Annotated in this window: 18 protein-coding genes and 1 riboswitch; of the genes, 13 read left to right on the top strand and 5 right to left on the bottom strand. The window is 68.4% G+C overall.

Annotated elements, in window-relative coordinates:
• Window positions 1-78 precede the first annotated feature (78 nt).
• The gene (locus KVT39_RS28465) at window positions 79-1,545 is read left to right on the top strand and encodes a glutamate synthase subunit beta (RefSeq protein WP_034183631.1); all 1,467 of its coding nucleotides are present in this window, start codon (window positions 79-81) and stop codon (window positions 1,543-1,545) included.
• Between the two features lie 124 nt (window positions 1,546-1,669).
• Here KVT39_RS28465 and KVT39_RS28460 read toward each other — a convergent pair whose 3' ends face one another.
• Entirely contained in the window at window positions 1,670-2,041 is a 372-nt protein-coding gene (locus KVT39_RS28460) for a hypothetical protein (protein WP_105391641.1), read from the bottom strand.
• 353 nt (window positions 2,042-2,394) lie between these two features.
• Between KVT39_RS28460 and KVT39_RS28455 the strand changes: the two genes are divergently transcribed.
• Window positions 2,395-3,885 (top strand): sodium:alanine symporter family protein, encoded by a 1,491-nt coding sequence (locus KVT39_RS28455; RefSeq protein WP_217590721.1) that lies wholly within the window; start codon window positions 2,395-2,397, stop codon window positions 3,883-3,885.
• Window positions 3,882-4,448, top strand: coding sequence for an RNA 2',3'-cyclic phosphodiesterase (gene thpR, locus KVT39_RS28450; RefSeq protein ID WP_034183634.1), 567 nt, complete (start codon window positions 3,882-3,884; stop codon window positions 4,446-4,448). The genes KVT39_RS28455 and thpR overlap by 4 nt, the downstream gene beginning before the upstream one ends.
• A 78-nt stretch (window positions 4,449-4,526) precedes the next feature.
• On the opposite strand, the gene KVT39_RS28445 is transcribed toward thpR, so the two are convergent.
• The 4 genes from KVT39_RS28445 to KVT39_RS28430 form a co-directional block, all read right to left on the bottom strand.
• On the bottom strand, window positions 4,527-5,855 hold the full coding sequence (locus tag KVT39_RS28445) for a D-amino acid dehydrogenase (RefSeq protein ID WP_368858937.1): 1,329 nt from the start codon (window positions 5,853-5,855) through the stop codon (window positions 4,527-4,529).
• Window positions 5,836-7,098, bottom strand: coding sequence for an MFS transporter (locus KVT39_RS28440; RefSeq protein ID WP_034183636.1), 1,263 nt, complete (start codon window positions 7,096-7,098; stop codon window positions 5,836-5,838). Before KVT39_RS28440 ends, KVT39_RS28445 begins: the two co-directional genes overlap by 20 nt.
• A gap of 135 nt (window positions 7,099-7,233) precedes the next feature.
• Window positions 7,234-8,010 carry an SDR family oxidoreductase gene (locus KVT39_RS28435; protein WP_217590719.1) on the bottom strand — a complete coding sequence of 259 codons (777 nt, stop codon included), beginning with the start codon at window positions 8,008-8,010 and terminating at the stop codon, window positions 7,234-7,236.
• A complete protein-coding gene (locus KVT39_RS28430) occupies window positions 8,007-9,779 on the bottom strand; it encodes an ABC transporter ATP-binding protein/permease (RefSeq protein ID WP_034183638.1) in 1,773 nt (590 codons plus the stop codon). Before KVT39_RS28430 ends, KVT39_RS28435 begins: the two co-directional genes overlap by 4 nt.
• A gap of 270 nt (window positions 9,780-10,049) precedes the next feature.
• Window positions 10,050-10,172, top strand: a riboswitch (TPP riboswitch).
• A 233-nt stretch (window positions 10,173-10,405) separates the two neighbouring features.
• Here KVT39_RS28430 and KVT39_RS28425 point away from each other — a divergent pair.
• The 10 genes from KVT39_RS28425 to KVT39_RS28380 all read left to right on the top strand — a co-directional run bounded on the left by KVT39_RS28425 (window position 10,406) and on the right by KVT39_RS28380 (window position 18,021).
• Window positions 10,406-11,551, top strand: coding sequence for an FAD-dependent oxidoreductase (locus KVT39_RS28425; protein WP_217590718.1), 1,146 nt, complete (start codon window positions 10,406-10,408; stop codon window positions 11,549-11,551).
• A 32-nt stretch (window positions 11,552-11,583) separates the two neighbouring features.
• The gene (gene thiS / locus KVT39_RS28420) at window positions 11,584-11,781 is read left to right on the top strand and encodes a sulfur carrier protein ThiS (protein ID WP_027783340.1); all 198 of its coding nucleotides are present in this window, start codon (window positions 11,584-11,586) and stop codon (window positions 11,779-11,781) included.
• A gap of 38 nt (window positions 11,782-11,819) precedes the next feature.
• Window positions 11,820-12,635, top strand: coding sequence for a thiazole synthase (locus KVT39_RS28415; protein WP_034183640.1), 816 nt, complete (start codon window positions 11,820-11,822; stop codon window positions 12,633-12,635).
• Window positions 12,632-13,756: a thiamine phosphate synthase gene (thiE, locus tag KVT39_RS28410; RefSeq protein ID WP_217590717.1), complete on the top strand. Its 1,125-nt coding sequence runs from the start codon at window positions 12,632-12,634 to the stop codon at window positions 13,754-13,756. The genes KVT39_RS28415 and thiE overlap by 4 nt, the downstream gene beginning before the upstream one ends.
• Before the next feature lie 84 nt (window positions 13,757-13,840).
• Window positions 13,841-14,662 carry an ABC transporter ATP-binding protein gene (locus KVT39_RS28405; RefSeq protein ID WP_217590716.1) on the top strand — a complete coding sequence of 274 codons (822 nt, stop codon included), beginning with the start codon at window positions 13,841-13,843 and terminating at the stop codon, window positions 14,660-14,662.
• Window positions 14,659-15,426 (top strand): lipid asymmetry maintenance ABC transporter permease subunit MlaE, encoded by a 768-nt coding sequence (gene mlaE, locus KVT39_RS28400; RefSeq protein ID WP_034183642.1) that lies wholly within the window; start codon window positions 14,659-14,661, stop codon window positions 15,424-15,426. Before KVT39_RS28405 ends, mlaE begins: the two co-directional genes overlap by 4 nt.
• A gap of 24 nt (window positions 15,427-15,450) precedes the next feature.
• Complete coding sequence (gene mlaD, locus KVT39_RS28395) at window positions 15,451-16,011, top strand: outer membrane lipid asymmetry maintenance protein MlaD (RefSeq protein WP_034183643.1); 561 nt, start codon at window positions 15,451-15,453, stop codon at window positions 16,009-16,011.
• Between the two features lie 31 nt (window positions 16,012-16,042).
• Window positions 16,043-17,008, top strand: a complete 966-nt coding sequence (locus tag KVT39_RS28390) for a VacJ family lipoprotein (protein ID WP_034183741.1) — start codon at window positions 16,043-16,045, stop codon at window positions 17,006-17,008.
• A 111-nt stretch (window positions 17,009-17,119) separates the two neighbouring features.
• Window positions 17,120-17,749: a phospholipid-binding protein MlaC gene (locus KVT39_RS28385; RefSeq protein ID WP_034183742.1), complete on the top strand. Its 630-nt coding sequence runs from the start codon at window positions 17,120-17,122 to the stop codon at window positions 17,747-17,749.
• Window positions 17,746-18,021 (top strand): lipid asymmetry maintenance protein MlaB, encoded by a 276-nt coding sequence (locus KVT39_RS28380; protein WP_105391634.1) that lies wholly within the window; start codon window positions 17,746-17,748, stop codon window positions 18,019-18,021. Before KVT39_RS28385 ends, KVT39_RS28380 begins: the two co-directional genes overlap by 4 nt.
• Window positions 18,022-18,116: the final 95 nt, after the last annotated feature.

Raw genomic sequence — 18,116 nt, 5'->3', positions numbered from 1 at the left:
ACGACATAGCGAATGCCGCGCGCGCATGATTGCCGCGCGCGGCTCCCCCACCCGATACACCGAACAGAAGAGCACCTTATGGGCAAGGCAACCGGTTTTCTGGAGTTCGAACGCCGCCACGAGGCGTACGAAGCACCGCTCACGCGCGTGAAGCACTACAAGGAATTCGTCGCGGCACTGACCGACGCGGACGCGAAGGTCCAGGGCGCGCGCTGCATGGATTGCGGCATCCCGTTCTGCAACAACGGCTGCCCGGTCAACAACATCATCCCGGACTTCAACGATCTCGTTTACCGCCAGGACTGGCAGCAGGCGATCGAAGTCCTGCACTCGACCAACAACTTCCCGGAATTCACGGGCCGCATCTGCCCGGCGCCGTGCGAGGCCGCGTGTACGCTCGGGATCAACGAAGACCCGGTCGGCATCAAGTCGATCGAGCACGCGATCATCGACAAGGCCTGGGCGGAAGGCTGGGTGAAGCCTGAGCCGGCCGCGCACAAGACGGGCAAGAAGGTTGCCGTCGTCGGCTCGGGCCCTGCGGGCCTCGCCGCCGCGCAGCAGCTCGCGCGCGCGGGCCACGACGTGACGGTGTTCGAGAAGAACGACCGTGTCGGCGGCCTGCTGCGCTACGGGATTCCCGACTTCAAGCTCGAGAAGTGGCTGATCGACCGCCGCATGCGCCAGATGGAAGCGGAAGGCGTGACGTTCCGCACCAGCGTGTTCATCGGCAAGGATCCGCTGCCCGAGTCGATCGGCAGCCTCGCGAAGGAAACCATTTCGCCGGACACGCTGAAGGAAGAATTCGACGCGGTCGTGATCGCCGGCGGTTCGGAAACGCCGCGCGACCTGCCGGTGCCGGGCCGCGAGCTCGCGGGCGTTCATTTCGCGATGGACTTCCTGCCGCAGCAGAACCGCGTGAACGCGGGCGACAAGCTCGTCGACCAGCTGCTCGCGAAGGGCAAGCACGTGATCGTGATCGGCGGCGGCGATACGGGTTCGGACTGCGTCGGCACGTCGAACCGTCACGGTGCGAAGCAGGTCACGCAGTTCGAACTGCTGCCGCAGCCGCCGGAAGAGGAAAACAAGCCGCTGGTGTGGCCGTACTGGCCGATCAAGCTGCGTACGTCGTCGTCGCACGAGGAAGGCTGCGAGCGCGACTGGGCGGTCGCGACGAAGCGTCTCGAAGGCAAGAACGGCAAGGTCGAGAAGCTGATCGCGGTGCGCGTCGAGTGGAAGGACGGCAAGATGCAGGAAGTGCCGGGCTCCGAGTTCGAGATGAAGGCCGATCTCGTGCTGCTCGCGATGGGCTTCACGCAGCCGGCAGCGCCCGTGCTCGACGCGTTCGGCGTCGCGAAGGACGCGCGCGGCAATGCGCGTGCGGCGACCGAAGGCGATCGTTCGTACTACACGTCGGTCGACAAGGTGTTCGCGGCAGGCGACATGCGTCGCGGCCAGTCGCTCGTGGTGTGGGCGATCCGCGAAGGCCGCCAGTGCGCGCGCTCGGTCGATGCGTACCTGATGGGGCATTCGGAACTGCCGCGCTGAGCTGAATACCACGAGCGGGTTTCGACGAGAGCCGGGCGTCCGAAAGGGCGCCCGGTTTTTTTGTGGGGCCGGCGGGCGGCGATGGACCGACCGCATGCGGTTCGATGCCGGCCGGCGAGCGACGTCATTGCATCGGCGCTGCCGGGTTGAGCGGAAACATTTGAATCTTCCCGAAGCCCGTGACGCGATGCTCGCAATCGATCGTAGCCACGTAGCTTGCTTCGCGCGACTTCAGATCGAATGCCCACCAGCCGAGCTTGTCGGCATGGTAGCGGGGCGTGCCGGCGAATTCGATTGCGTCCGGATCGATGCCGTGCACTTTGACGAACGTGAGAATTTTCGCCTCGAGTTCCGCGACGGAGGCGTCGGGACAATAGCCGTCGTCCCGCTCGTATCTGGCAGTCCCGACGACGAGGAACAACACGACGAGCGCGATGGCTGAAGCGCCGAGAATCAGTACGAGACGAATGGCGTGGCGAGTGAAGGTCGAGATCATGAGCGCGTCCGGAGATTGTTCTGGTCGGTGAAGTTGAATCCCCCTCGCACCCCGTTTCGGCGATCCGGAACGGTGTCCGGTTTGGTGTCGGGCGAGCGGCATCCGAAAGATATTTCGACGTCCGGATTTTCCAGCCGAGTGAGCGAACCTGCGGCCAAGTTCGGTTGTATGGTCGCGCCGACAACACGCAATTTCGCGAAGCGTCGTCTAACCTGATGACATCCAGCCGCGATTTCTCGACATCTCATATCCTTTCGTTTTGTAATAATCCTTGAAAACTGTCATATCATGTCGTCCCTCGGGCCGCGTTCGCGGTGGTCGCATGTGACTGACTCTATTTACAAGGACTCTGGATGGAAGCATTCGTGCATGGGCTGATCGACGCCGTCAACGGCGTGTTGTGGAACTACGTGCTGATTGCGCTGCTGCTCGGCGCCGGTGCGTGGTTCACGGTGCGGTTCCGGATGATCCAGCTGAAGGCGCTGTTCCTCAGCATGAAACTGGTCGGCAGCAAGGGCGAGCCGGGCAGCATCTCGTCGTTCCAGGCGTTCGCGACCGGGCTCGCGAGCCGCGTCGGCACCGGCAACATCGCCGGCGTCGCGGTCGCGCTGACGGTCGGCGGGCCGGGTGCGATCTTCTGGATGTGGATGACGGCGCTGGTCGGGATGTCGTCCGCGTTCGTCGAGGCGACGCTCGCGCAGATCTTCAAGGTGTCGCACCCGGACGGCAGCTATCGCGGCGGCCCCGCTTACTACATCCAGACCGGCCTGCATTCGCGCGGCTTCGGCGTGCTGTTCTCGCTGTCGCTGATCCTCGCGTTCGGCTTCGTGTTCAACGCGGTGCAGGCCAATGCGATCGCCGATGCGTTCCATACGTCATTCGGCTGGAGCCGCGAGACGGTCGGCCTCGGTCTCGTGCTGCTGAGCGCGCCGATCATCTTCGGCGGCATCCGCCGCATCGCGACGGTCGCGCAGGTGATCGTGCCGCTGATGGCGATCGGCTATCTCGGGCTCGCGGTCTACGCGGTCGCGACGCACATCGCATTGGTGCCGGACGTGATCGCGCTGATCGTGAAGAGCGCATTCGGCCTCGAGCAGGCGGCGGGCGGCCTGACGGGATATGCGGTCAGCCAGGCGATCGCGATCGGCGTGAAGCGCGGGCTGTTCTCGAACGAAGCAGGGATGGGCAGCGCGCCGAACGCGGCCGCGACCGCGAGCACGCGGCACCCCGTCACGCAGGGGCTGATCCAGATGCTCGGCGTGTTCGTCGACACGATCGTGATCTGCAGCGCGACCGCGTTCGTGATCCTGCTGTCGGGCCAGTATGAGCTCGGCACCGGCATGGAAGGCGCGGCGCTCACGCAGCGCGCGATCTCGAGCCACGTCGGCGACTGGGGCGGCATCTACATGGCTGTCGCGATCTTCTTCCTCGCGTTCTCGTCGGTGATCGGCAACTACGCGTATGCGGAAGGCAACGTCGAATTCATCACGAAGCGGCGCGGCGTGCTGCCGCTGTTTCGCGTCGCGGTGCTCGGGATGGTGATGTTCGGCAGCGTCGGGCAACTGCCGCTCGTGTGGGCGATGGCCGATACGAGCATGGGGCTGATGGCGATCATCAACCTGATCGCGATCCTCGCGCTCGGCAAGTATGCGCACGCCGCGTGGGCCGACTATCGCCGCCAGCGCGCGGCAGGTATCGCCGATCCGGTGTTCACGCGCAACACGATCCCGGAACTCGCGCGCGTGCTGCCGGCCGACGTGTGGGGCGAGCACGGTCCGCTGCCGCAGCGTCCGGTTTCGGCCGAAGCGGCGAGCGCGCCGCGTGCCGCGGTGAGCGAGTCATGAACGGCGACCGGCTCCGTGCGTTCGTCGCGCTGATGCCCGATGCGGCGTCGCGCGACGCACTGCACGCGTTGCCGGTCACCCGCGGTGCGCGGCGCACGCTGCCCGCGCAACTGCACCTGACGCTCGCGTTCATCGGCGCGATCGAACGGGAACGGTGCGACGCGCTGGCCGCGCACCTGCCCGCGCTCGCAGCCGCGCATGCGCTGCCGCTGCTGCCGGTCGAGCGGATCGCGTGGTGGCCGAGCTTGCCGCGCGCGAGGCTGATCGTCGCGGAACTCGAGGCCGATCCGGCCTGCGTCGCGCTGAATGCCGGGCTGGCGGCGCTGCTGGCTGAACTCGGCGTGCCGGTCGACCGGCGGCCGTTCAGGCCGCACGTGACGCTCGCGCGGCTGCCGCGCGACGCGGTCGGACAGCCCGCGCACGGCGGCGCGCCCGGGCGGCCGGTCGTGCTGCGCATCGAAGCGCTGACGCTGTTCGAAAGCCGGCTGTCGCACGAGGGTGTGTCGCATCGGCCGATCGTATCGGCGCCGATCGCATGGGCGGACGGCCGGGCGGTGCGGTGAGCGGTGCTCGCGATGCATGGCGATGGCTGCGCGTATCGCGCCAGCGCATCGCGTCGACGGTGTCGCCCGGCGCCGAGCCTACCGGCCGTAGCGCGCGAGCGTCAGGCCCGACAGGTCGATCTCCGGCTCGCGTCCGGTGACGAGATTCGCGACCACCTTGCCCGAACCCATCGACATCGCCCAGCCCGTCGAGCCGTGGCCGACGTTGAGCCAGAGCCCGTCGATCCCGCTCGCGCCGAGCAGCGGCGGCCCGTCGGGCGTCATTGGCCGGCGGCCGACCCAGAAACGCGCCGATGCGCGATCGGCCGCGTGCGGGAACCAGTCGTCGAGCACCTTCATCAGCGTATCGAGCGCCTGCTGCCGCAGCGCCGCGTGCCGGTTGCCGAGCTCCGCGGTGCCCGCGACGCGCAGCGTCGGGCCGAAGCGCGTGATCGCCGTCTTCAGCGATTCGTCCATCAGCGCGGCGTGTGGCGCCTTTTCATCGTCGACGACCGCGAGCGTCGCCGAGTAGCCTTTCACCGGATACAGCGGCACGTCGATGCCGTGCGGCCGCAGCAGGCCGGCGCTGTCGACGCCGAGCGCGACGACGATCGCGTCGGCGGCGAGCGGGGCATCACTTCGTGCGGCGGCGCCTTCGTCCAGTGAATCGATCCTCACGCCGCGCACGCTGTTGCCGGCGACGTCGAGCGCGCGGATCGCGGTGCGAAAGCGGAACGTGACGCCATTCGCTTCGCACAGCGCGCGCAGTTCGCGCGTGAAGCGTGCGCAGTCGCCGGCTTCGTCGTCGGGCAGGTAGATGCCGCCGACGGGCGCCTGCCGTGCCCAGCGCAGGCCCGGCTCGATCGCCGTGCAGCCGGCCGCGTCGAGTTCGCGAAACGCGATGCCGGCATCGCGCAGCACCTTCAGCGCGGGCTGCACCATCTCGACGTCGAATGCGCCGCGCAACAGTTGCAGGTAGCCGCGGCTCGCGCCGTAGTCGAACGGATAACGGTCGCGAAACGCATGCAGGCACGCGCGGCTGTAATACGCGATGCGCTGCATGCGCTGCTTGTTCACGCGGAACCGCTCGAACTCGCATTCGCGCAGCCAGCGCGCGATCCAGCGCCACTGCGCGGCGTCGAGCGTCGGCCGGAAGATCAGCGGCGAAGCGGGCTTGAACAGGTACTTGAGGATCTTGCCGGGCATTCCCGGCGCGGCCCACGGCGTCACGTAGCCGGGCGCGATCACGCCCGCGTTGCCGAGGCTCGTCGCCTGTGCGACGTCGGCCTCGCGCTCGATCACGGTGACGTCGCAGCCAGCTTCGCGCAGGTGCCACGCGGTGGTGACGCCGATCACGCCGGCGCCGAGAACGATCACGTGCATGCGGTTTCCGGAACGAAGAGGGCGCTCACGACGCGACGGCCGGATCGTCGACGAGCGACTTGCCGCGCGTTTCCGGCAGCACGAGCGCGGCGACGATCACGAGCAGGTAGCCGCCGCCCGCGACGAGGCCGATCGCCTTCACGAGCGACATCGATTGCGAAAGCGAGCCGACGAGGATCGGGAAGAACGAGCCGAGCCCGCGGCCGAGGTTGTAGCAGAAGCCCTGGCCCGAGCCGCGGATCGCACCCGGATACAGCTCCGACAGATACGCGCCGACGCCCGCGAAGATCCCCTGCACGACGATGCCGAGCGGGAAGCCGAGCAGCAGCATCGCGGTATCGGTGATCGGCAGCATCGTGTACGCCATGCCGAGCGAGAACGAGCCGATCGCGAACAGGATGAACGACGCGCGGCGGCCGAGCCGGTCGGACAGGATCGCACCGACCACGTAGCCGACGAACGAGCCGACGATCAGCACGACGAGATAACCGCTCGTGTTGAACACGGACAGGTGGCGGACGGTTTTCAGGTAGGTGGGCAGCCACGTCGTGATCGCGTAGTAGCCACCGAGCATCCCGGTGCACAGCGCGCTGCCGAACAGCGTCGCGCGCAGGTGCGGCGGCGAGAAGATCTCGAGGAAGTGGCCCGACACGCGGCCTTCGTCGCGGGCGCGGCGCGTGGCCGTGTAGATGTCGGGATCGCTGACGTTGCGGCGGATGTACAGGATCCACAGCGCGGGCACGATGCCGATCCAGAAGCATGCGCGCCACGCGACCTGCTCGGGCAGCAGCGCGAAGAACGCCCAGTACAGGATCGCGGCCGCGGCCCAGCCGAACGACCAGCTGCTTTGCACGGTGCCGACGGCCTTCGCGCGATGCTCGGGCGAGCGGATCGTCTCGGCCATCATGATCGTCACGACCGACCATTCGCCGCCGAAACCGAAGCCCTGCAGCGTGCGCGTCGCGAGCAGCTGCCAGAACGAATGCGTGAAACCGGACAGGCACGTGAACAGCGCGAACGTCGCGATCGTCCACTGCAACACGCGCACGCGGCCGTAGCGGTCGGCGAGGATGCCGGCTGCCCAGCCGCCGACTGCCGACGAGATCAGCGAACTCGTCGCGATCATCCCGGCCTCGCTCTTCGTCATTCCCCACGTGGCGATTAGCGTCGGGATCAGGAACGAGTAGATCATGAAGTCGAACGCATCGACCGCGTAGCCGCCGAATCCGGCGTACAGCGTCTTGCGCTCGCGCGACGACAATTCGTTGAACCACTGGAATGCCTGCATGCTTGCCGCCCCCTCTCGTCTCGTATCGCGCTGCCGCGTGGCGGTTATTTTACGGTCGCGATGCGGCCGGCCAAAAAGGCCGATGCAGGTTCGTGCGGGAAAGCGGGTAGACGGGAAGGAGGGGGCGATGCCGCTTCAGAGCGTCAGGCCGCCGTCTACGTGGATGACCTGGCCGGTGATCTGCCGCGCCGCGTCCGACAGCAGGAACGCGATCAATGCAGCGACGTCGTCGGGTTCGGCGATCCGGCCGAGCGGTGTCGCCTGTTCGGCCTGCGCCCACGCGGCGGCGTTGCCGGCGCTCGGCCCGTGGTCCTTGCGCGTGAAGCCGGGCGCGACCGCGTTGACGGTGATCCCGCGCGCGGCGAATTCGGCGGCCGCGGTGCGCACCAGCGACTCGAGCGCGGCTTTCGCGGCGGCGGTGGCCGCGAACGGCGCATCGGCGCGGTAGCGGTGCGCGACGAACGAACTGAGCGCGACGATCCGCGGCGCGGCCGACGCTTCGAGCAGCGGCCGCGCGCGGCCCGCGAGCGCGGAGAACGCGCCGGGCATCGCCGCGAAGGCGGACGCGAGCGTGTCCGCGGAAAGATCGGAAAAGGCCTGCCGCGCGGCGAAGCCGGCGTTCGCGACGAGCTGGTCGAGCCCGCCGAAGCGCGTGGCGGTTGCGTCGACGAGCGTGGCCGCGACGCCCGGCGCGGCGAGATCGCCGGTGAGCGTGATGCATTGCGCGCCGGCCGCCGTGCAGGCGCGTTCGACTTCGGCGAGCCGGGCCCGTGCCGCCTCGTCGGCGCCGCGCGCGTGCAGCGCCAGCGCGATGCCGGGCGCCGCGAGCCGCCGCGCGAGCGCCGCGCCGATCCCCGAGCCTGCGCCGGTGATCAGCACGATCCGCACGATGTGCGCGGCGCGTGCGCTCACGCAGCCACCTTGTCGCCGGCGTTTACGCGCTCGACGTTGATCGTGCCGACGTGGAACGCGGCCAGCGACTCGCGATGCGCGATGCTGACGATCGCGGCTTTCGGCAGCCGTTCGGCGAACAGGTGGTACAGGCGTGCCTCGTTGTCGGCGTCGAGCGCGCTGGTCGCTTCGTCGAGGAACAGGAAGTCGGGCTTGTGCAGCAGCACGCGTGCGCCGGCAAGGCGTTGCTGCTCGCCCGGCGACAGCACGCGTGTCCAGTGCGCGGTTTCGTCGAGGCGCTCGACGTAATCCTCGAGGCGGCATGCGCGCAGCGCGTCGCGGCACGCGTCGTCGCTGAACGTGTCGGGCGTCGCCGGATAGGTGAGCGCGGCCTTCAGCGTGCCGATCGGCAAATAGCTCGTCTGCGGCACGAACATCATCCGCGCGCCGACCGGCGCGTCGATCGCACCGTCGCCGAACGGCCACAGGCCCGCGAGCGCGCGCATGAACGTGCTCTTGCCGGAACCCGACTTGCCGATCACGAGCCAGCGCGAACCCGGCTCGATCGTGACGTTGCCGATCTCCGCGAGCGCGTTGCCGTTCGGCAGCGCGAGCTTGAGCGACGACGTCGACAGCTTGGCCGCGTCGACGTAGTGCAGGTTGATGCCGCCGTGCTCGGTCGCGGGCGACAGGCTTTCCTTCAGGTGCGACGTGCCCATCACGCGCTTGAATTCGCGCAGACGGTTGACGGTGGCACGCCATTCGACGAGGGTCGAGTAGCTGTTGATGAACCACGAGAACGAATCGCTGACGGTGCCGAACGCGGACGAGATCTGCATCAGCACGCCGAACGAGAACGCGCCCGCGAAGTACCGCGGCGCGGCGACGACGAGCGGGAAGATGATCGCGATCTGCCCGTAGAAGCTCAGCACGAACGTGAGGCGCTTCGTGTACTTCATCACGCGCCACCAGTTGTCGCGGATGCGCATGAAGAGGTTTTGCGCGTTGCCGGTCTCGGTTTTCTCGCCGTCGTAGAACGCGATCTGCTCGGCGTTCTCGCGCACGCGGATCAGCCCGAAGCGGAAATCGGCCTCGACGCGCTGCTGCTGGTAGTTGATCGACACGAGCGGATGGCCGACCTTCTGGATGATCAGCGAGCCGACCACCGCGTACAGCGCGGCCGCCCACACCATGTAGCCGGGAATCGAGATCGGCGTGGCGCCGAGCGTGAACGTCAGCGCACCGGCGAGCGACCACAGGATCGTGATGAACGACACGAGCGTGACGACCGTCGACAGCAGGTCGAGCGACAGCGCGAGCGTCGTGGTCGAGAACGACTGGAGGTCGTCGGTGATCCGCTGGTCGGGGTTGTCCGCGAGGCGGTCGCGTTCGATCCGGTAGAACGCGCGATCGCCGAGCCACTGGCCGAGAAAACGGTCGGTGAGCCACTGGCGCCAGCGGAAGCCGAGCATCTGCCGCAGGTAGCGGCCGTACACCGCGAGGATGATGAACGCGAACGCGAGCGCGGAGAACTGCATCAGCAGGTGCGGGAAGTCGTGGACGTCCTTCGACTGCAGCGCGTTGTAGAACTCGGCGTTCCACTTGTTCAGCCGGACGTTGATCCACACCACGCAGAGGTTGATCGCGATGATCGTGACCAGCAGCCCCCACGCGATTTTCCATTCGGACGATACCCAGTAGGGCTTGATGAGGCTCCATGCGGATACCGGGCGCTCGTCCTGCGGCGCGTCGGAGGCGGCGGAGCGGACGGGGTCGATCGATTGGGTCATGTGCTTCCTGATGAGTAGCCGGCGCGCGGGTCGGGCGAAGCCGGGCGCGCGCCGCGATACGGCATGCCGGGGCGAGGCGCCGACTGACGGCGGGCGTTGCGGATGGTCGCCCGCGCGTCTTAAACGGCGCTTAAGGGCCGGCGGTGACGCGGCAACCGGCCGCTCGCGCGGCCGGCCTGCGGGCATTGTGCCAGAGCGGCGCAGCGCTCCGGCGAATTTGCCGCAGGGGGACAGTTTGCGGCGCTTTCCGCTTTTATGGTCTAATGGCCGACGACGAAACAGGGGTGCTTTGCATGCGGCCGGCGGAAGTTCAGCGCGGTGCGGCGAGGCTGAGAAAGACCCTTCGCACCCGATCCGGGTAATACCGGCGAGGGAAGTTTCTGATCCCGCCGGGCCGCGCTGGCTGCCATCCCACATGGTCAGCGCCCGAGTCCCGCCCGGCCGGCCTTTGCTGCCGGTTTCGTCCTTTGGGTACGCGCATTGCGCGTTACGGAAGGAATGATGACCGCACAATCTTCAGTCTTTTGCATGGCTCCCGGCCCGATGTCGCGTGCGTTCGCACGGGACGGCGCGTGCGCGTCGACGTTCGTCGTGCGCACCTACGCGGTTCGCGAGGAGCGTGCGCGATGAACGTCCAGGATTCACGGCCAGCACGGCCCGATTTCGTGGTGCTCGGCGGCGGTCTCGTCGGCCGCCTGATCGCATGGCGGCTCGCGGGCGACGGGCATCGCGTCGCGCTCTACGAGCGCGGCGGCCCGGATGGCGAGCAGTCGGCCGCGTGGATCGCGGCCGCGATGCTCGCGCCGCTCGCGGAAGCGGCGAGCGCGGAGTTGCTGATCACCGAGCTCGGCGCAGCTTCCCTCGCACGCTGGCCGCAATGGCTCGCCGAGCTGCCCGAACCCGTGTTCTTCCAGCATCACGGCACGCTCGTCGTCTGGCATCACGCGGACCGCGCGGAGGCGCCGCTGTTCGAGCGGCGGGTGCGCGCGAACGCGCCGGCCGACCTGTTCGACGGCGGCTTCGTGACGCTCGCGGGCGCGCAGGTCGATGCGGCCGAGCCCGCGCTCGCGGGCCGCTTCGCGCGCGGCCTGCTGCTGCCGCGCGAAGGCCAGCTCGACAACCGTCAGGCGCTGCGCGCGCTCGCGGCGGGCCTCGCCGAGCGCGGCGTCGAGCTGCACTGGCACGTCGCGATCGACGACGCGAACCTGCCCGCCGCGCATTTCACGATCGATTGCCGCGGGCTCGGCGCGAAATCCGCGCTGCCCGCGCTGCGCGGCATCCGCGGCGAAGTCGCGCGCGTGCATGCGCCCGGCATCGGGCTCACCCGGCCCGTGCGGCTGCTGCATCCGCGCTATCCGCTGTATATCGCGCCGAAGCAGGACGATCTCTACGTAATCGGCGCGACCGAGGTGGAGGGCGAGGACATGTCGCCCGTCAGCGTGCGCTCCGCGCTCGAACTGCTGAGCGCGGCGTTCTCCGTGCATCCGGCGTTCGGCGAGGCGCGCATCCTCGAACTCAATGCGCAGTGCCGGCCGACGCTGCCCGATCATCGCCCGGCGGTGATCTGGGACGGCGCGTCGACGCTCGCCGTCAACGGCCTGTACCGGCACGGCTTCATGATCGCGCCGGAAGTCGCGCACGCGGCGGCGGCGTTCGCCGAAGCCGCACTCGGCGGCGCGTTCGGCGATGCCGACGCGTTTGCCGCGTGGCGCGCTGCCGCGCGCTGGCCGACGCTCCTTCATCACCGCAACGACGCGCGCCAGCCGGCCTGACGCGCGCCGCCGACCGAATCCGACCAAGCCTCATGGATATCCAGATCAACCAACAGACCCTGACGCTGCCCGACGGCGCGACGGTGGCCGACGCGCTCGCCGCGTACGGCGCGCGTCCGCCGTACGCGGTCGCGCTGAACGGCAACTTCGTCGCGCGCACGCAGCATGCGGCGCGCGCGCTCGCGGCGGGCGACAAGCTCGACGTCGTGCACCCCGTCGCGGGCGGCTGAGCGCCGCCGGTTCGTCCCCGCATTTCCAGGAAAACGACATGACGTCCCTCACATCCGCCGACGCGCTGACGCTGTACGGCGAAACCTTCGCGAGCCGCGTGCTGCTCGGCACGTCGCGCTATCCGTCGCTGCAGTCGCTGTCCGATTCGATCGCCGCGTCGCGGCCGGGGATGGTGACGGTCGCGCTGCGCCGCCAGATGACGGGCGGCACGGCCGAAGCCGGCTTCTTCGACCTGCTCAAGCGCCACGCGGTGCCGCTGCTGCCGAACACGGCCGGCTGCCAGACCGTCGCCGAGGCCGTGACGACCGCGCACATGGCGCGCGAGGTGTTCGGCACCGACTGGATCAAGCTCGAGCTGATCGGCGACGACTACACGCTGCAGCCCGACCCGGTCGGGCTGATCGAGGCCGCCGCGCAACTGGTGAAGGACGGTTTCAAGGTGCTGCCGTACTGCACCGAGGATCTCGTGATCGGCCGGCGCCTGCTCGACGTCGGCTGCGAGGCGCTGATGCCGTGGGGCGCGCCGATCGGCACGGGCAAGGGCGTTGTGAACCCGTACGGCTTGCGCGTGCTGCGCGAGCGGTTGCCCGACGTGCCGCTGATCGTCGACGCGGGGCTCGGCGTGCCGTCGCACGCGTGCCAGGTGATGGAGTGGGGCTTCGACGGCGTGCTGCTGAACACGGCCGTGTCGCAGGCCACGCACCCCGAGATCATGGCGCGCGCGTTTGCGCAGGGCGTCGAGGCCGGCCGTGCCGCGTATCTCGCCGGGCCGATGGACGCACGCGAAACCGCGCACGCGAGCACGCCGGTCGTCGGGATGCCGTTCTGGCACCAGGACGGGGGCGGCGCATGAGCGCGCGTTTCGCCGACACATTCTGGCCGCCGGCCGACGAACTGGCCGAAGCGGCCGAGCGGATTCGCGCACGGCTCGGCGACTGGCCGGGCACTGCGGCACCGTGGCGGCTTTGCATGGCGGCGCCCGACATGCCGGCCGACGGCGACGTGCTGATCGTGTCGGCCGGCGACCGCACCGCGCAGGCGCGCGCGTCGGCCGCGTCGCGGCCGGCGTCGCCCGATGCGGTCGCGATCGAATTCGACGAGCAGGGCGCGGTGCTGCATGCGGCGGGCGCGCGCTACGCGCTCGACGCCGCGCATCCGCTCGCGGACGACTGGATCGCGGCGCTCGCCGCATTCCTCGATTGCGGCTTTGCGCCGGTCGACGCACTGGTGCTCGCGCTGGCGTGGCGCGACGGCGACGAGACGCGCGCGGCCGACGCGTGGCCGGTCGACGCCGCGCGGTTCCCGCGCGTCGCCGGGCTGCCGGCCGCGCCCGAGCCCGCGTTCGCGCCATGCCCGGCGCAGCTCGGCCTCTATCCGGTCGTGCCCGACGCAGAATGGGTCGAACGCGTGCTCGATTGCGGCGTGCGGACCGTGCAACTGCGCGTGAAAGGTGCGGCGCCGGACGCGCTGCGCCGGGAAATCGCGCGCGCGGTCGCGGCCGGGCGTCGTTATCCCGATACGCGCGTGTTCATCAACGATCACTGGAAGATCGCTGCAGATGAAGGTGCGTACGGCGTTCATCTGGGTCAGGAAGACCTCGAGACGGCCGATCTGGCCGCGATCGCGCGCGCGGGCCTGCGGCTCGGGCTGTCGAGCCATGGTTATTACGAAATATTGCGGGCGCTGCACGAGCGCCCGAGCTATCTCGCGCTCGGCCCCGTGTACGCGACCGCGACCAAGGCCGTTGCCGCGCCGCCGCAGGGCCTCGCACGGATTGCCCGCTACGCGCGCTTCGCGGGCGCGCGGACGCCGCTCGTCGCGATCGGCGGAGTGGGGCTCGACAGGCTGCCGGACGTGCTGGCGACGGGCGTCGGCAGCGTCGCGGTGGTCAGTGCGGTCACGGGAGCAGCCGACTATCGGACAGCGCTTATTGCATTGCAGCAATGTTTTCCCGGACAATTTGACAATCATTGACCGCAGGGCCCGGAACGGCGTCACGACATCATTCCAATGCAGGCCCTATAATTCGGCGTTCTGCGTAAAAGGACTGTCAGCTCCGTGAGCCCCACTCCTACCGAGACCCTGCTGGAACTTCGCGATGTCGACTTTGGCTACGGCGACCGCCTCGTCCTGTCCAACCTGAACCTGCGTTTCGGGCGCGGGCAGGTCGTCGCGGTCATGGGCGGGTCGGGTTGCGGCAAGACGACCGTGCTGCGCCTGATCGGCGGCCTCGTGCGCGCGCGCCGTGGCCAGGTGCTGTTCGACGGCGCCGATGTCGGCGCGCAAACGCGCGACGGCCTGTATGCGCTGCGCCGCAAGATGGGCATGCTGTTCCAGTTCGGCGCGCTGTTCACCGACATGCCGGTGTTCGAGAACGTCGCGTTCGCGCTGCGCGAGCACACCGACCTGCCCGAAGACCTGATCCGCGACCTCGTGCTGATGAAGCTCAACGCGGTCGGCCTGCGCGGCGCGCGCGACCTGATGCCGTCCGAGGTGTCGGGCGGGATGGCGCGCCGCATCGCGCTGGCGCGCGCGATCGCGCTCGATCCGCAGCTCATCATGTACGACGAACCGTTCGCGGGCCTCGATCCGATCTCGCTCGGCATCACCGCAAACCTGATCCGCACGCTGAACCAGGCGCTCGGCGCGACGTCGATCCTCGTCACGCACGATGTGCCGGAATCGTTCGCGATCGCCGACTACGTGTATTTCCTGGCCAACGGCGGCGTGCTCGCGCAGGGCACGCCCGACGAGCTGCGCGCGTCGACCGACCCGAGCGTGCGGCAGTTCATCGACGGCGCGCCGGACGGCCCGTTCAAATTTCATTACACGAGCCCGCCGCTTGCAGCGGATTTCGGGCTCGGCGGAGGGCGCGCATGATCAGCGCGATCGGACGTTACGTCATCGGCGGCCTCGAGCGCACGGGCTACGGCACGCGCCTGTTCGTGCGCCTCGTGCTGGAATTCTTCCCGCTGCTGCGCCGGCCGCGGCTTGTCACGAAGCAGATCCACTTCCTCGGCAACTATTCGTTCGTGATCATTGCCGTGTCGGGGCTGTTCGTCGGCTTCGTGCTCGGCCTGCAGGGGTATTACACGCTGAACCGCTACGGATCCGAGCAGGCGCTCGGCCTGCTGGTCGCGCTGTCGCTCGTGCGCGAGCTTGGGCCGGTCGTCACCGCGCTGCTGTTCGCGGGCCGGGCGGGCACGTCGCTCACCGCCGAGATCGGCCTGATGAAGGCCGGCGAGCAGCTCACCGCGCTCGAGATGATGGCGGTCGACCCGATCAAGACGGTGATCGCGCCGCGCATGTGGGCGGGCATCATCGCGATGCCGTTCCTGGCCGCGATCTTCAACGCGGTCGGCGTGCTCGGCGGCTACTTCGTCGGCGTCGTGCTGATCGGCGTCGATCCGGGCGCGTTCTGGTCGCAGATGCAGGGCGGGGTCGAGGTCTGGGCCGACGTCGGCAACGGCGTGCTGAAGAGCATCGTGTTCGGGTTCGCCGTGACCTTCATTGCGCTGTACCAGGGGTATGAAGCGAAGCCCACGCCCGAGGGCGTGTCGCGCGCGACCACCAAGACGGTCGTGTTCGCGTCGCTCGCCGTACTCGGCCTCGATTTCCTGCTGACCGCGCTGATGTTCAGCTAGGCCTCAGCCAAGCCATATTTTGGGATGACGATGAAAAAGACTGCTCTCGACTTCTGGGTCGGCCTGTTCGTGGTGGTGGGCTTCCTTGCGGTGCTGTTCCTGGCGCTGAAGGTCGGCAACATGAGCTCGCTGTCGTTTCAGCCGACCTATGCGGTGAGGATGAAATTCGACAATATCGGCGGGCTGAAGCCGCGCGCGGCCGTGAAGAGTGCCGGCGTCGTGGTCGGCCGCGTGAAGTCGATCGGCTTCGACACGAATACCTACCAGGCACTCGTGACGATCGATGTCGACGGCCAGTATCAGTTCCCGAAGGATTCGTCGGCGAAGATCCTGACGTCGGGCCTGCTCGGCGAGCAATATATCGGCCTCGATCCGGGCGGCGACACCGAAATGCTGAAGGCAGGCGACACGATCACGATGACGCAGTCGGCGATCGTGCTCGAGAACCTGATCGGCCAGTTCCTGTACAGCAAGGCCGCCGATGCGGGCGGCGCGAAGCCGGCAGCCGGCGCGTCGGCCGCGCCCGCTCCGGTGGCGGTGCCGGCGTCCGCCGTGTCCGCCGCGTCCGGTTCGGCAGCGCAATAACCACACGAGAGAATACAAGAGGGGAATGACCATGCAGACGATCCGCATCAGGCACGCCGCGCTCGCGGTGGCGGCAGTCGCCGCGTTGAGCGGTTGCGCGACCGTGCAGACGCCGACCAAGGGCGATCCGCTCGAAGGCTTCAACCGGACGATGTACAAGTTCAACGACACGGTCGACACGTACGCGCTGAAGCCGGTCGCGCAGGGTTACCAGAAGGTCGTGCCGCAGCCGGTGCGCGACAGCGTGACGAACTTCTTCTCGAACATCGGCGACGTCTACGTCGCCGCCAACAACATCGTGCAGTTGCGGATCGCGGACGGCGTCGGCGACATCATGCGCGTCGTGATCAACACGGTGTTCGGCGTCGGCGGCCTGTTCGACGTCGCGACGATCGCGAAGCTGCCGAAACACACGGCCGACTTCGGGGTCACGATGGGCCGCTACGGCGTGCCGTCGGGCCCGTATCTCGTGCTGCCGCTGCTCGGCCCGAGCACGGTGCGCGACACGGCCGGCCTCGGTGTCGACTACGTCGGCAACCCGCTGACCTATGTGAAGCCGGACGGCCTGAGCTGGGGCCTGTTCGGCGTGAATCTCGTCAACACGCGCTCGAACCTGCTCGGCGCGGGCGACGTGCTGGACGCCGCGGCGCTCGACAAGTATTCGTTCGTGCGCAACGCGTACCTGCAGCGCCGCCAGATGCTGATCGACAACGCGCGCGGCGAGGCAGGCTCGACGGCAAGCAACGATGCGCTGCCGAAGTACGACCTGCCGGACGACGGCGCGGCACCGGCGGCGGCCGGCGCGGCCGGTTCGGCGGGTGCAGCGGCGGTGGGTGGTGCGGTGGCACCGGCGGGCGCATCGGGCACGGCGGTTGCTGCCCCGGCATCGGGCGCGGCCGTTTCGCCGAACCCGGCCAGCGAAACGAACGTGCCGGCGATGCAGGTGGCGCCGCCGTCTCCGGGCGGGTTCCGCTTCCCGAGCATCCGGCTGCACTGACGGATTTACATTCGTTACAGCCGGAAACGATTCAGTCGGTAGCGCACGCGAACTTGCGCGTAAGCTACCTTCTCCAATCTTTGCATCGACTCATTCATGCAGGTCACTATGATGAAAAAACTGTTCCTGATCCCCGTTTTCGCGGCGCTGTTCTCGTTCGGCGGCGCAGCTCACGCGCAAGTCGACCAGTCGAACCCGCAGGCGCTGATCAAGACGGCGACGCAGCAAGTGCTCGACGAAGTCAAGCAGCAGACGATCAAGCAGGGCGACACCAATCGCATCATTACGATCGTCAACAAGGACATCCTGCCGTACACCGATTTCCGCCGCACCACGCAGCTCGCGATGGGCCGCAACTGGCGCACGGCGACGGCCGAGCAGCAGCAGCAGATTCAGGAGCAGTTCAAGCTGCTGCTGATCCGCACGTATTCGGGCGCGCTCGCGCAGCTGAAGCCGGACCAGCAGATCCAGTACCCGCCGTTCCGCGCGGATCCGGCCGATACCGACGTCGTGGTCAAGACGGTCGCGATGAACAACGGCCAGCCGGTCCAGATCGATTACCGCCTGTACAAGTCGTCGAACGGCTGGAAGGTGTATGACCTGAACGTGCTCGGCGCGTGGCTGATCCAGACGTACCAGCAGCAGTTCAACGAGAAGATCCAGCAAAGCGGCGTGGACGGCCTGATCCAGTTCCTGACGCAGCGCAACCAGCAGCTTGCCTCCGGCAAGCAAGCGTCGTGAGCGGCTTCGAAGCCGGCTCCTCGCTGACCGTCGCGAGCGCGAAGTCCGCGCTCGCGGACGGTCTTGCGCGCATCGGCACGGGTGCGACCGCCGTCGATTGCGCGGCGCTGACGCAGTTCGATTCGTCCGCGCTCGCCGTGCTGCTTGCATGGCAACGCGCCGCCAAATCGCGCGGCGCGACCCTCGACATCCTCAATCTCCCCCCGAAGCTCGCCAGCCTCGCGCGCGCCTATGGCGTCGACGCGCTCATCGAAGGCGCCGAGCGACATTGACGCTGTCCGACCGGAGCCTGCCGCGCCAGCCGGCGCGCGCAAGCTTCGGGCCGCGCGCCTTCTGCGCCGGCTCCACCAGCCGGTTTGCCCTATAA

This window comes from Burkholderia sp. GbtcB21 (genome assembly GCF_019091065.1).
Classification (GTDB): domain Bacteria; phylum Pseudomonadota; class Gammaproteobacteria; order Burkholderiales; family Burkholderiaceae; genus Burkholderia; species Burkholderia pyrrocinia_C.
Note: the sequence above shows the minus strand (reverse complement) of the source record. Positions and strands in the feature narration are given on the sequence as shown.

What these genes read in the sequence shown, in the direction of transcription:
- thiE (WP_217590717.1), top strand. Translation starts at nt 12,632, where the DNA reads ATGAGCGCGCGTTTCGCCGACACATTCTGGCCGCCGGCCGACGAACTG.
- KVT39_RS28415 (WP_034183640.1), top strand. Translation starts at nt 11,820, where the DNA reads ATGACGTCCCTCACATCCGCCGACGCGCTGACGCTGTACGGCGAAACC.
- mlaE (WP_034183642.1), top strand. Translation starts at nt 14,659, where the DNA reads ATGATCAGCGCGATCGGACGTTACGTCATCGGCGGCCTCGAGCGCACG.
- KVT39_RS28390 (WP_034183741.1), top strand. Translation starts at nt 16,043, where the DNA reads ATGCAGACGATCCGCATCAGGCACGCCGCGCTCGCGGTGGCGGCAGTC.
- KVT39_RS28465 (WP_034183631.1), top strand. Translation starts at nt 79, where the DNA reads ATGGGCAAGGCAACCGGTTTTCTGGAGTTCGAACGCCGCCACGAGGCG.
- thiS (WP_027783340.1), top strand. Translation starts at nt 11,584, where the DNA reads ATGGATATCCAGATCAACCAACAGACCCTGACGCTGCCCGACGGCGCG.
- KVT39_RS28430 (WP_034183638.1), bottom strand. Translation starts at nt 9,779, where the DNA reads ATGACCCAATCGATCGACCCCGTCCGCTCCGCCGCCTCCGACGCGCCG.
- KVT39_RS28440 (WP_034183636.1), bottom strand. Translation starts at nt 7,098, where the DNA reads ATGCAGGCATTCCAGTGGTTCAACGAATTGTCGTCGCGCGAGCGCAAG.
- KVT39_RS28460 (WP_105391641.1), bottom strand. Translation starts at nt 2,041, where the DNA reads ATGATCTCGACCTTCACTCGCCACGCCATTCGTCTCGTACTGATTCTC.
- thpR (WP_034183634.1), top strand. Translation starts at nt 3,882, where the DNA reads ATGAACGGCGACCGGCTCCGTGCGTTCGTCGCGCTGATGCCCGATGCG.
- KVT39_RS28455 (WP_217590721.1), top strand. Translation starts at nt 2,395, where the DNA reads ATGGAAGCATTCGTGCATGGGCTGATCGACGCCGTCAACGGCGTGTTG.
- mlaD (WP_034183643.1), top strand. Translation starts at nt 15,451, where the DNA reads ATGACGATGAAAAAGACTGCTCTCGACTTCTGGGTCGGCCTGTTCGTG.
- KVT39_RS28425 (WP_217590718.1), top strand. Translation starts at nt 10,406, where the DNA reads ATGAACGTCCAGGATTCACGGCCAGCACGGCCCGATTTCGTGGTGCTC.
- KVT39_RS28385 (WP_034183742.1), top strand. Translation starts at nt 17,120, where the DNA reads ATGAAAAAACTGTTCCTGATCCCCGTTTTCGCGGCGCTGTTCTCGTTC.